This is a genomic window from Plantactinospora sp. CNZ321 (assembly GCF_004217235.1).
Window position 1 is genome coordinate 6453845 of record NZ_SHKQ01000001.1, and the last position, 12707, is coordinate 6466551.

Genomic DNA, 12707 nt, shown 5'->3' on the forward strand with positions numbered 1-12707 from the left:
GACATTCGGCAGGACGAGCAGCCAACCTGTCCGCAATATTGTTGATAATTCGGGAGACAACGTTGCGGTCAGCCGTACTGAGCTGGGGATTGGCGGGGGGTCGGCACCCGGCCGACCCGATCGACGCCGGCCCCATCCCGCCGGTGTACCGCCCCGTTGGCGGGCACACTCCAGCCAGGGTCCGACGCGTGCATAGTCCCGTCGACACGGCGGACTACACAGACCCGACGTCCCAGTCTCGCGGTCCCGAGCGTTTTCGTCGCGACTGCCGTCAGAATCGCCCGAATGTTGACAGATGCTGGACCTACGACAGATTCGCGCCCGGATTGACCGGCCATAGACCGCATCGGCGACTAGATCATGACTGAATTCCCACCGAAGGAAGCGCCAACCGGCCGAGGTCGTCCGCGGCGTGCCCGGCAGCCGACCGCGGTCGGCCAACCGGAGCCCGGCGACCCCGCCGGCCCGTCCAACGCCCCGGCACCGCCGACGGCCGGCCGGCGCGGCCCGAACCGGTCCGCGGACGAGGCGTACGACCAACTGCGGCAGCAGATCCACCGGGGCGAGCTGATGCCCAACGAGCGGCTGATCGAGGTCGAGTTGGCGAACCGGTTACAGGTCAGCCGGGCGACCGTCCGGACGGTACTGGTCCGGCTGGCCCAGGACGGGCTGGTCGTGCTCACCCCGAACCGGGGCGCGCACGTGCGGCTGGTCACCGAGGAGGAGGCGGTCGAGATCCTCCAGGTCCGGGCTGTGCTGGAGGCGCTCACGGCGCGTCAGGCCGCGCTGAACGCCACCGCCCGGGAGATCAGTACGATCCGCCGTGCGCTCGCCAGGATGGCCCGGAAGCTGGAGCAGGACGACCTGCTCGGCTACTCCGAGGGGAACGCCAAGCTGCACGCCGCGATCATCGCGGCGTCCCGGCACGAGACCGCGGCCCGGCTCATCACCGGGCTCCGGGCCCAGCTCGTCCGCTTCCAGTACCGCACCATCCTGGTGCCCGGCCGGCCCACGCTGTCCTTCGAGGAACACACCGCGATCGTCGAGGCGATCGCCGCCCGGGACCCGGACGCCGCCGAGGCCGCGATGCGGCGACACCTCGGGCACGTCGAGTCCACTCTGACCAGAACCGCCACCGCGATCCGGCGCCGGGGCGGCCGGGCCTGATCCAGCCGTCCGGGCCGGGGCAGGGCTCGGCGCTCAGCCGTCGGTGGCGACCTCCACCACCGGCTCGTGCCGCACGGGGAAGTTGACCGAGCTGGCGATGAAGCAGAGCCGGTGTGCCTGCTCGTGCAGCTCGGTCGCCCGCTGCACCATCTCCGGCGCGGCCACCGTCACCCGGGGCCGGAGCACGACCTCGGTGAAAGCGCCGCCGCCGTCGCCGCTCTCGACCATCGTGCCGACCGCCTCGTCGACGTACCCGGTGACCACCACCCGGTCCCGGGCACAGAGACTGAGGTACGACAGCATGTGGCACTGGGACAGCGCGGCGACCAGCAGCTGCTCCGGATTCCACCGGGTCGGGTCGCCCCGGAAGGTCGGGTCGGCGGAACCGGGGAGCGGCGCCCGGCCCTCGGCCTCGACCAGGTGGTCCCGGCCGTAGTCGCGGTAGTTGACCGTGCCGGCCTCGCCGGCTCCGGTCCAGGTGACGGTCAACGGGTAGTCATGACTTCTCGGCACTGTCTCCTCCTCGGCTCGCTGCCGCGAGTATCGACCAGCCGAGTGTGCGTCCGTTACCACCCCCCGGCGGGGTGGTAGCCGAGAACGGTAAGGGGACGCCGGATCCGGGGCCCGGCTCCGGAAGGCGCTAGAAGTCGTCCGGGGTGCGGATCCGGTCCCGGATCCAGGCCCCGGCCTCCTTCAGCCGTGCGGTGCCGCCGAACTCGCCGGCCGCGCAGGTGCCGGGGGTGAAGACGGCACCGGAGCGGAAGTCGTCGGAGAAGTTCCAGTTCACCCAACTGATCTTCCGGCTGGCGAAGAGGTCCAGGTAGCGCTGGGCCATGACGAAGTCGTTGGGGCCGTCGCCGGAGTAGTCCTGGGTGCCGAACTCGGTGACGAAGAGCGGCAGCCGGTCCGCCGCCGCGCTCACCGTGTCCAGGTAGTAGTCGTCGTGCGATCCGGCGTAGAAGTGGAAGACGTACATGACGTTCGTCGCGTCGACCGGGTTCGCGGCGATCACGTCGGCTCCGCCGCCGCTGCCGGAGGCACCCAGCGACGACCAGTCCGGGGTGCCGACCAGCACCACCGCGTCGGCGTCCCGGCTCCGGATCACCGGGATGACCTGGTCGGCGTAGCTCTTGATGGCGCTCCAGGCGACCCCGTTCGGCTCGTTCGCGATCTCGTAGATCACGTTGTTCTTCGCCCGGTGCCGGTCGGCGACCTCCGCGAAGAAGGTACGCGCCCGCTCCAGGTTGTGGTTCGGGTCGCCGGGGGTCAGCATGTGCCAGTCCACGATGGCGTACATACCCCGGGCGGTGGCCAGCTCGATGTATTCGTGCACCAGGTCGGTGAAGCGGCGCGGGTCGGTCTCGTAGCCACCCTCCTGGATGTACATCGAGATCCGCAGCACGTCGGCCCGCCATTCCTGCGCGAGTACGTCCAGCGAGGCCGGGGTGGCGCAATTGGCGTACCACTGGAGACCGTGTGTGCTCATCCCGCGCAGCTGGATCGCCTTGCCGGCGGCGTTGCAGAGCTGCCGCCCGCAGACCCGGAGCTGCCCGTTCGCCGCCACCGGGGTACTCCCCGGCGGCACCGTCGGGGTCGGGGTCGCAGTGGCGGTCGGGGTCGGCGTCGGAGTCTGGGTCGGCGTCGGAGTCGCGGTGGCCGTCGGAGTCGGGGTGGGGCCGCTGCCGCCGCCGCAGGGCTGGCCGTTGAGCTGGCAGCCGTTCGGGGCGCCGGGGCCCGCTCCGATGAACCCGAAGGTCACCGAGGCACCGGGGGCGATCCGGCCGTTCCAGGACAGGTTGCCGAAGGTGTGGCGCTGGCCACTGCTGGACCGGGTGGCGTTCCAGTGCGCACCGACCGTCGTTCCGGCCGGCAGGTCGAACTCGACCCGCCAGGAGGTGATCGTGGTACTGCCGCCGTTGGTGATGGTGTAGCGGCCCTCCCAGCCCGAGCCCCAGTCGGAGACCTTGCTGAACGAGGCGGTCGGGGTCGCGGCGGCCGGGGCCACCGCCGCCTGGGCGACCACCGCCACGGGTGCGGCCGCGACCGCCGCGACGAGCCCGGCCAGCAGCAGCAGTCTGCGGGTACGCCTCACGATTCCTCCGGGCACTCGGCTGTCCTCAACGCACTCGACGGCGGCGGCCCGACCGGCACCCGGCAAGCCATCCACTTCCGTCGAACTATAAGGACGACTAACTGTGTCCCGCAACACGACCGCCCCGGTGCGGTCGCCCCGGCCACCAGAACCGCTCCCCGAGCAGCGTCGCGATCGCCGGAACGAGCAGGGTACGCACCAGCAGCGTGTCCAGCAGTACGCCCACCCCGACGATGACGCCGATCTCGGTGAGCGTGACCAGGGGCAGTACGCCCAGCACCGCGAAGACCGCCGCGAGCAGGATCCCGGCGCTGGTGATCACCCCGCCGGTGGCCGCGAGCGCGGTCAGCACACCCCGGCGGGTCCCCTCCTCGACCGCCTCCTCCCGGGCCCGGGTGGAGAGGAAGATGTTGTAGTCCACCCCGAGGGCGACCAGGAAGAGAAACGACAGCAACGGGACCTGCGTGTCCAGGGCCGCGTAGTCGAGCACGTGCACGAAGAGCAGATTGCCGACGCCCAGCGCCGCGAAGTACGTCGCGATGACCGTGCCGACCAGGACCAGCGGGGCGACGAGGGCCCGCAGCAGCAGCACGAGGATCACCGACACCACACCGATGACGAGCGGTACGACCGTACGCAGCCCGTCGATCGACGCCGTGCGGGTGTCCAGGTTCGCCGCGACCGCCCCGCCCACCAGCGCATCGGCGTCCGGTACGGCGTGCACGGCCGTACGCAACGCCTCGATCGTGTCGTAGCTCGCCCGGCTGTCCGGCTCGGCCTCCAGTACGACGTCGACGGCGACCAGGCCCTCCCCCTGTTCCGCCGGACGGGCCTGGGCGACCCCCGGGGTACCGGTGACGGCGGCCAGCACCTCGGCCTGCCGGTCGGCCCGGGCGACCACCACGGTCGGATCGGCGGCACCGGCCGGGAAGTGCCGACTCAGGGTCTCCAGCGCCTCGATCGACTCGGCCTGTACCCGGAACTGCTCGGTCCGGCTCAGCCCGAGCCGCGCGTCCGCCAGGCCGGCGGCCAGGATGGCGAGGAGGACCAGCGAGAGGGCGGTGATCGTCCGGGGCCGGGCGGCGACGACGGAGCCGGCGCGGGCCCAGATCCCCTGGTGCCGGACCGGCTGCCCCGGGCGCGGCACGAACGGCCAGAAGAGCCGGCGTCCGCAGACGACCAGCGCGGCGGGAAGCACCACGAGGCTGAACAGGGCGGCGACGGAGATGCCGATCGCTCCGGCGGCCCCGAGGGTCCGGTTCGTGGTCAGCGGTGCGGCGAGCAGGGTGAGCAGGCTCAGCGTCACCGTCATCGCGCTGGCGGCGATGGCCGGTCCGGCCGAGCGCAGGCTGCGGCGCATCGCCTCGCGCCGGTCGTCGTGCCGGCGTAGTTCCTCGCGGTATCGGGAAATGAGCAGTAGCGCGTAGTTGGTGCCGGCGCCGAAGACGAGGACGTCGACGATGCCGATCGTGGACGGGTCCAGCCGCAGCCCGGCCTCGCGGCTGAGCAGCGCCAGTACGGAGTTGGTCACCAGGTCGGCGAGACCGACGGCGGCCAGCGGGACGAGCCAGAGCCACGGGCTGCGGTAGGTGACGAGCAGCAGCGCCGCCACCACCAGCACGGTGATCGCCAGCAGTGTGACGTTGGCTCCGGAGAACGAGGAGGCGATGTCGGCCTGGAAGCCGGCCCCGCCGGTGACCTGCGCGGTGAGCCCGGCCGGCAGCCCGTCGGCGGCGACGTCGCGTACCTCGGTGACCCGGTCGATGGTCTCGTCCACCGACCGCTCGGCGGCCAGCGGTACGGCGACCAGCGCCGCCTGCCCGTCCGGGGCCGTCACCGGCGGCCCGACGCGGCCGCCCTCGGCCAGCGCCGCGAACCGGGTCGACTGGGTCGCGATCACCCGTCGGTCCGCCTCGGTCAGCGCGGCGCCGTCCCGGGCGTAGACGACGAGGGCGGGGTTGAGCTGCCCGCTGGGTAACCGGTCCCGCAGCGCCTCGACCCGCGCGGACTCGGCGTCTGCGGGCAGCCCGCCGGCCGGATCGTCGTCGGTGGTGGCGCTGCCGCCGAACGCGATCACCACGGCCGATGCCAGCACCACCACGGACAGGACCAACCACGCTCCCACCCGGCCGGTGATCGTCTTCAGGATGGTGCCGATCAACCGCTCTCCACCGCCCACGAGCCCAGCCCTCCCCGACCGATAACCTCGTCAGGAAAGCATCTTGGCATAGAGTTATCTCGTCCGCCGAGATAGCCGCTCCGCGAGCTGCTTGGCCAGCGGTATAGTGTCGGGCGGCCGGAGAGGGGGCAGATGTTGGCCGACACGATCTTCCAGCGCCCCGACGAGCCCCGCGCCCGCCTGATCAGCTCGATCGTGAGCCAACTGCACCTCTACGTCGCCCATGCCCAGCACATCGGCGAGTCCTTCGCCGCCCGCTACGCACTGGGGCACGCCGATCTGCACGCGCTGCTGGTGGTGATGGAGGCCGAACTCGCCGGCCGACCGCTCACCCCCAGCGACCTGCGCGCCGAACTCAACTTCTCCTCCGGCTCGGTGACCGGCGTCGTCGACCGCCTCGAAGCCGCCGGCCACGTCTACCGGGACCGCGACACCGCCGACCGTCGCAAGATCTTCCTCCGGTACGCCGAACCCGGTGTCGCCGTCGCCCGCGAATTCTTCGCCCCGCTCGCCCGGCGTACCGAGCAGGTGATGCGGGGTTTCGACGACGAGGAGCTCGAGACCGTGCAGCGGTTCCTGACGGCCATGGTGGGGACCGCCCGGGAGCATCGGGACGAGTTGCGCGCCGAAGCCTCGACGGCACGCCGGATCCGCACGGGTCGACCGAAGAAGGCCCCGGAGAGCGGTTCCGGGACGGCGCCGCCGGGTACGTGACCCCCGTCCGGCGGTGACCGAGGACACGGTGCATCCGGCCGCCCCAGAGAGGTCCAATCAGATGTGCGCGCAGAATCCCGCCCCGCGAGTGACGTTGTGAACCGCACACTGCCGACCCCCGATCCTGGTCTCGCCGCTGCCGACCCCGCCCCGTCGCCGGAGGCGTCGGCTCAGCACGCGGCGGCCACCTACCGACAGCGCTGGGCGGTCAGGACGATGGCCGTCGCACCCCACGATCAGCTGTTGGAGATCGGGTGCGGGCGCGGTGTCGCCGTGTCCCTGGTCGCCAGCCGGCTCGAATCCGGCCGGATCGTCGCGATCGACCGCGCCGCGACGATGGCGCGGGTCGCGACCGAACGCAACGCCCGGCACATCCGGGCGGGCACGGCCGAGATCCGGTACGCGGAGTTCGCCTCGGTCGACCTACCGACCCGCTACTTCACCAAGATCTTCGCGGTGAACGTCAACCTGTTCTGGCTGGGTGCCGCAGCCCAGCAGATCGATCGGATGCGGAGCCTGCTTGCACCGGGAGGGAAGCTCTACGTCTTCGGCGAGCGGCCCGGGTCCGCGCACCCCACGGCGCACCTCGGCTCGACCGAGCGGTTGCTCCGCGCGCACGGGTTCGCCACCACCAGGGCCATGGAGCCGCGCGGGCACGGCCGGATGCTCACCTGCGTCACCGCCAGACCGACGCGATGACCGGCACAGGGGCGGGCCACCCGGTCGCGCCCGGCGGCCCGTCGCGGGATCAGCCACCCACGGTCAGGTCTGAGTTGCCGCTGCTCTGGTATCCGACCGTCGCGAGGATCATGTAATAGCGGAAGTGGCCCAGGTTCATGCCGTTGCGGGCCCACGCGTCGAAGTGGTTGCCCGTGGTGATGGTCCCGCCCGTCCTCTTCGACTGCCGGACACTCCAGATCTGGTGGAACGTGGTGACGCCTTCGACGGAGGCGGCGTTGTATCGCGTCGTCAGCTGGATGTCGTACGTGCCGCCGTCGCTGGTGACCGTGCCCAGGTGCCGACCGATCGGCCGGTAGCTGCCCCAGTTGTCGACGATGTAGTACTCCACGAGTGGGTTGGCCGTCCATCCGTGCAGCGCCAGATAACCGTCGGACGGGTCGAAGCTGCCGGAGTAGTCCACACTCCTGCGTCCGCCGGTGCTCCAGCCCTTGCCGCAGAGAAAGCTCCCGCAGTCGGTCCACGTGGTGCGGTACCTGCCGCCCGAGTCCAGGGTCATGGCGACCGATCCACCGCCATCGGTCCAGAACGAGTAGTAGAAGCCGTTGTTCATTCCCGTTTGGACTGTGGTGACGGTCGTCGCGGCACTGGCGCTGGCGGGCGACATCGTGGTGGCCGCGACCAGTCCCAGTGCGCCGGCACCGCCGAGGAAACTCCGCCGGCCGATCGGGCGGGTGCGGGCGTGGTCCATGGCAACAGTATCGAAAGATTTCAATGACACTGTCAATGGCCGGAGTCGCCTCTCCGAGGCGGGGCGTGGGTCAGGCGGCCGTGGCGGGCTTCCCGGTGAGGTCGGCCGAGGTGGCACCGCGAGCGGGGCGACGGGTCAGAACCCGGGGGCCGGAAGCCGTGATGGCGACCGTGTGTTCGGAGTGGGCGGTGCGGGAGCCGTCTGCGGAGCGGATCGTCCAGCCGTCCTCGTCGAAGACGACCTTGTCGGTGGATCGGCAGAACCAGGGCTCGATGGCGATGGTGAGGCCCGGCTCCAGTTTCAGGCCGCGACCGGCCCGGCCCCGGTTGGCGAGGTGCGGGGCCTCGTGCATGGTGCGGCCGATGCCGTGCCCACCGAACTCCCGGTTGACGCCGTAGCCGTAGGAGCGGGCGACCTCGCCGATCGCGGCGGAGATGTCACCGAGGCGGCCGCCGGGCTCGGCGGCGGCGATGCCGGCCGCCAGCGCGACCTCGGTGGCCTCGATCAGCCTCAGGTCGGCCGGGTCCGGGGTGCCGACGACGACGGAGAGCGCCGAGTCGGCGACCCAGCCGTCGATGCCGACCGCCATGTCGATGCTGACCAGGTCACCGTCGCGCAGCCGATAGTCGTGCGGCAGCCCGTGCAGCACCGCGTCGTTGACCGACAGGCAGAGCACGTTGCGGAACGGGCCGCGGCCGAACGAGGGGGCGTAGTCCCAGTAGCAGGATTCGGCGCCGCGTTCCCTGATCCGCCCGCGTGCGTGGTGTTCGAGGTCCATCAGGTTGACGCCGACCGCGGCGACAGCCCTCAGCTCGGCGAGCAACTCGCCGACGAACCGGCCGGCCACCGCCATCCGGCCGATCTCCTCGTCGGACTTGAGCTCGATCATCGCGGCCTCCCTCTCCCTGTGCGGTATTTTTATACCACGCCACGGTGCGCCGCTCCGAAGGGATATCCTGCCGGCATGGTTCGCCAACCACTCACCGCCGAACAGATCGCCGCGGGCCAGCGCCTCGGGGCCGCCCTCCGGGCCGCGCGGGCCGGCCGCAGCCTCGTCGAGGTGGCCCTGGCAGCCGGCATCTCCCCCGAGACGCTACGCAAGATCGAGGCGGGCCGCCTGCCCGCACCGGCGTTCGGCACCGTGGTCTGCCTCAGCCAGGCCCTCGACGTGCCCCTCGGTGACCTGGCCGACGTCTGGCTGGCCGGTATGCCCATCCGGCAGGCGTCCTAGCGGCCGGGACCGCTCCGGGGCGCCGGCCGGCGCCCCGGAAACGCTGCCCCGTCAGGCGCGGTCGGGCTGGAACAGTCGCGGCGCGAAGTCGATGAGGTTCTTCTGCCACGCGTCCCAGCCGTGCGGACCCGGCGTCACCCCGGCGAACTCGTACCGGATTCCGAGGGTGTCGAAGGTCGCCATCGTGGAGAGCACGATGGGATAGACGAAGTCCGTCACGTTGCCGGTGTACATCCGCAGCAGCTTCGTGCCGTCGTTGACCGCCGCGACGTCGAAGCCGGTGGAGTTGAAGACCCCCGCGGAGAACGTGCCGATGTACGCGAACTCACCGGGGTGCGTCCGGAGGATGTCGAGAGCCTGGAACCCGCCCATGGACAGGCCGGCGAGCGCCTGCCGCGCCGGGTCGTGGGAGATGTGGTACGCCGCCCGGGCCGCTGGGACGATGTTCTCCAGCAACTCCTTCCCGAAGTCCGGCACGTTGCCGTTGCCCATCACCACCACCATCGGCACAAGCTTCCCGTCGCGGAAGCCGCGGTCGAGGATCTGCTTGGCGCGGCCCATCTCCACCCAGTCGGTGTAGTTCTGGCCGCCGCCGTGCTGGAGGTACAGCACCGGATACGGCTCCGGGCGGGCGGGGTCGTAGCCGGGCGGTGTCCAGACGTACGCGGTACGTTCGGCCGCGACCACGGTGCTGGGGTAGGTCAGCGTCGCGAGCGTGCCGCCCCGACCTGCCGGGACGTCGGTCAGCGGACGGGCGGCCCGGCCGGGGGCGAGGAACGTGCTCCAGGTCGGTTCCGAGGTGATCTGCGTCGGGTTCGCGGTGTCCTTCTTCGACACCAGGTCGACGATGAACTTGTAGTAGTAGAACCAGGGCTTGAGCGGACCCACGGTCCCCCGCCACCGGTCACCGGTACGGGTGAGCGGAACATTGACCCAGCTTCCGCCCGGCGCCCAGTTGCCCCAGAGGGTCACCCGGCCCGCGCTCGCGAACTCGCTGCCCGTCTCGACGGTGACGAAGGTGTCTCCGTTGGCGTCCTGGGTGAGCCACGGCGTCGGCGTGCTGCCCGGAGCCGGCGTCGCGAACTCGCGGATCAACGGCAGGTGACCGACGCTCGGACGGTGGTCGTGAACCGGCCGGAACAACCGCGGCAGGAAGTCCGCCAGATTCTCCCGCCAGGCGTTCCAGGTGTGGCCGTCGTCCGGGTTCACCCCGTCGAAGTCGTGCCGGACCCGGGACCGGTCGAGCGTGCGCAGGGTCCGGTAGGTCGGGTTGTGGGCGGGGTCGGTCATGTTCCCGGTGTACAGGCGCAGCAGCCGGGTTCCGGCGTTGACGGCCCGGCCGTTGATCCGGAGGTGTTCGTCGGTCAGCGGGCCGGCGAACGAGCCCACGTAGCCGAACTCCCCGGGATGGGTGAGGACGGAGCGCAGCACCTGGGTTCCGCCGGCCGAGGCGCCCGCGAGTGCCCGGCGCGCGGGGTCATCCGCGATGTTGTACTCGCGCCGGACCGCCCGTGCGATGGCGCGTAGCTCCTGCCGGAAGTCGCGGCCGTTGCCGTCGCCCAGTACGACCACCATGGGTTCGATCCGCCGCCGCACGGCGAGGTTGTCGAGGATCTGCTTGGCGCGTCCGAGGTCGAGCCAGTCGGTACGGCTGCCGTCCGCGCCCTGCTGGAGGTAGAGCACCGGGTACGGGTGTCTCCGGTGCGCGTCGTAGCCGGGTGGGGTCCACACGGTGGCGGACCGCGCCTGCCGCGGCCCGGCCGGGTAGCTGACGGTGCCGAGGGTGCCGCCCTGACCGGCGGGCACGTCCGCGAGCAGGCTCGCGGAGTCACCCGGGACGAGGAACGTGCTCCAGGTCGGGTCGGAGGTGACCGTGGTGGCGTTGGTCTGGTCCTTGAGGAGCTTGGTGCCGTCGGCCCGGATCCGGTAGTGGTACAGGCCCGGCCGCAGCGGGCCGATCACCGAGGTCCAGGCGTCCCCGGAGCGACCGAGGCCCAGGTCCGCGATGGCGAAGGACGGACCGAAGTCCGCCTCGACGACGACGCTCGACACCGTACCGAACGCGCTTTCGAGGTCGGCCGCCGGAACCCGGAACGACGCGAAGCCGTCGGACACGGTGAGCCACGGGGTCGCCGCCACGGCCGGCTGGGCTCCGGCCGGTACGACCGCCGCCGCCAGGACGAGGGTGCCGAACACTGCCAGGCAGCGGCGTACCCCGGTGCGGCGCATCCGCCACCACTGCTGCCTTCCTGCCATTCCCTCAACTCCTCGCGCGCTGTGCTGGGGCAACTGCCAACCACCGCCACCCGGCCAGGTGTGATCGCTAACATACTCAACGCATTCAATTGCGTCAATCGATGACGAGCGGTGTGTGAGCGCCGCGCGGTTCAGGTTGAGAAAGGTTCAATGGGAGACCCCCGTTCGATAGGGTCGGGCATGCCGTCTGACGGAGCGGGCTCCTTTGCCGAACGGGTCGAGACGATGCGCCGCATCGAGCATGGCGAGCAGCGGTACGCCGACGGCAGCCCCGCGCTCCAGGCCACCGCGTACTATCTCGACCACCTGCTCGCCGACGCGGTCGACCGGGCCCGGGCCGCCAGTCACCTGCCCCGGCGCAGGGTCGACGTGCTGATCAGCCTCTGCGGCTTCGCGGCCACCCCGACGGTGCTCACCTACGAGTTGCTCCGGCCGAGCCGGCTCGTCGTGATCACCTCCAGGGACGCACCGGACAGTGTGGACCTGATCGGCCAGCGCCTGGTCGGGCCGGACCGGCTGCGGTTCCAGGATTTCCGGCACGTCCTGGTCGACGCCAGCGACCCGCTCGACATGTACCAGCAGATCGCCCGGGAACTGGCCGGACGGGACGGGCGGCACGCGGTCATCGACATCACCGGCGGCCGGAAGGTGATGAGTGCCGCCGCCGCGCTGGCCGCCTGGCAGCTCAACCTCGGGCTGACGTACGTCGAGAACCAGTTCGACCCGGTGACCCGGCAGCTCCGGCACGGCGAGGTCCGGCTGATCTCGCTGGAGAATCCGACCACGCTCTTCGGCGAGCAGGAGCTCGCCCGGGCCCTGGAGATGTTCCGGTCCGGCGCGTTCGAGGCGGCCCGCCGCCGCTACGACGAGATCGCCGAACGGATCGCGGTACCGGGCCGGGCCCGGCTGATGCGTGCCCTCGCCGAGCTGTACCGGACCTGGTGCGACCTGGACCTGGCCGCACTGCCGGCGGCGGTCGCCGGGGTGGAGCAGAGCCTCCGGCAGGGCCGTCGGAACCTCCACCCGGAGACCGCCGCGACGATCGACCGGCAGCTCTGGTTCGCCCGCCGGTTGGCCGACGGCGACGCCACCGCCTTCGTGGTCTGCTTCTACGTGCTCGGACTGCACTACCAGCAGCTCGGCCGGCACGACTTCGCGGCGCTGCTGTTCTACCGGACCGTCGAGGCGTGCCTGACCAGTCGGCTGCGACACCGCTACCCCGGCTTCGACCCGGACGACTGCGACTGGTCCCACCTCGGCGACCCCGCCGACGTCCGGGCCGGCTACGCGGAGGTGTCCCGGTCGCTCACCCCGCCCGCTCCCTCGGGGCCGCCCAACAAGCTGACCCTGTTCGCCGCCGCGATCCTGCTCGCCTCGCTCGACGACGAGCTGGCCCGGCGTACCGGGCTGGTCGACCCGGGGCGGCTGCGCGAGCTGCGCGACCGGACCTGGGCCCGGAACAAGTCGGTGCTGGCGCACGGCACCGAGCCGATCGCCGCCGAGCACACCGAGTCGCTCCGGGCGGAGGCGTCCGGGCTGCTCACCGCGTACTGGGGGCTGCACGGGGACGGGAACGACGTCGACGAACTCTGCGCCGAGCTCCGCTTCCTCCGCGACGATCGGTGATGGTGCGGCCGGG

11 protein-coding genes are annotated in these 12707 nt (G+C 71.4%); 5 read left to right on the forward strand and 6 right to left on the reverse strand.

Features of this window, described 5'->3' with window-relative positions; genetic code table 11:
- Nucleotides 1-360: 360 nt before the first annotated feature.
- Nucleotides 361-1167: a GntR family transcriptional regulator gene (locus tag EV371_RS27960; protein WP_130464684.1), complete on the forward strand. Its 807-nt coding sequence runs from the start codon at nt 361-363 to the stop codon at nt 1165-1167.
- Nucleotides 1168-1200: 33 nt separating this feature from the next.
- Here EV371_RS27960 and EV371_RS27965 read toward each other — a convergent pair whose 3' ends face one another.
- The 3 genes from EV371_RS27965 to EV371_RS27975 form a co-directional block, all read right to left on the reverse strand.
- Nucleotides 1201-1680, reverse strand: a complete 480-nt coding sequence (locus EV371_RS27965; protein ID WP_130464685.1) for an OsmC family protein — start codon at nt 1678-1680, stop codon at nt 1201-1203.
- Nucleotides 1681-1807: 127 nt separating this feature from the next.
- The gene (locus EV371_RS27970) at nt 1808-3238 is read right to left on the reverse strand and encodes a cellulase family glycosylhydrolase (protein WP_486484980.1); all 1431 of its coding nucleotides are present in this window, start codon (nt 3236-3238) and stop codon (nt 1808-1810) included.
- 118 nt (nt 3239-3356) lie between these two features.
- Nucleotides 3357-5420, reverse strand: a complete 2064-nt coding sequence (locus tag EV371_RS27975) for an MMPL family transporter (protein WP_349339583.1) — start codon at nt 5418-5420, stop codon at nt 3357-3359.
- A 150-nt stretch (nt 5421-5570) separates the two neighbouring features.
- On the opposite strand from EV371_RS27975, the gene EV371_RS27980 reads away from it, so the two are divergent.
- Together EV371_RS27980 and EV371_RS27985 are read left to right on the forward strand one after the other, a co-directional pair.
- Nucleotides 5571-6152 (forward strand): MarR family transcriptional regulator, encoded by a 582-nt coding sequence (locus EV371_RS27980; RefSeq protein WP_207230624.1) that lies wholly within the window; start codon nt 5571-5573, stop codon nt 6150-6152.
- 96 nt (nt 6153-6248) lie between these two features.
- Nucleotides 6249-6851: a methyltransferase domain-containing protein gene (locus EV371_RS27985; protein WP_130464687.1), complete on the forward strand. Its 603-nt coding sequence runs from the start codon at nt 6249-6251 to the stop codon at nt 6849-6851.
- Nucleotides 6852-6900: 49 nt separating this feature from the next.
- Here EV371_RS27985 and EV371_RS27990 read toward each other — a convergent pair whose 3' ends face one another.
- Complete coding sequence (locus EV371_RS27990; protein ID WP_130464688.1) at nt 6901-7581, reverse strand: glycoside hydrolase family 11 protein; 681 nt, start codon at nt 7579-7581, stop codon at nt 6901-6903.
- Nucleotides 7582-7651: 70 nt separating this feature from the next.
- Nucleotides 7652-8470 carry a type I methionyl aminopeptidase gene (gene map / locus EV371_RS27995; RefSeq protein WP_130464689.1) on the reverse strand — a complete coding sequence of 273 codons (819 nt, stop codon included), beginning with the start codon at nt 8468-8470 and terminating at the stop codon, nt 7652-7654.
- Between the two features lie 75 nt (nt 8471-8545).
- Here map and EV371_RS28000 point away from each other — a divergent pair, with 75 nt between their 5' ends.
- Nucleotides 8546-8812 carry a helix-turn-helix domain-containing protein gene (locus EV371_RS28000; protein WP_130464690.1) on the forward strand — a complete coding sequence of 89 codons (267 nt, stop codon included), beginning with the start codon at nt 8546-8548 and terminating at the stop codon, nt 8810-8812.
- A 51-nt stretch (nt 8813-8863) separates the two neighbouring features.
- Here EV371_RS28000 and EV371_RS28005 read toward each other — a convergent pair whose 3' ends face one another.
- On the reverse strand, nt 8864-11068 hold the full coding sequence (locus EV371_RS28005; RefSeq protein WP_130464691.1) for an alpha/beta hydrolase-fold protein: 2205 nt from the start codon (nt 11066-11068) through the stop codon (nt 8864-8866).
- A 180-nt stretch (nt 11069-11248) separates the two neighbouring features.
- Here EV371_RS28005 and EV371_RS28010 point away from each other — a divergent pair, with 180 nt between their 5' ends.
- Entirely contained in the window at nt 11249-12694 is a 1446-nt protein-coding gene (locus EV371_RS28010) for a TIGR02710 family CRISPR-associated CARF protein (protein ID WP_165436851.1), read from the forward strand.
- Nucleotides 12695-12707 lie beyond the last annotated feature (13 nt).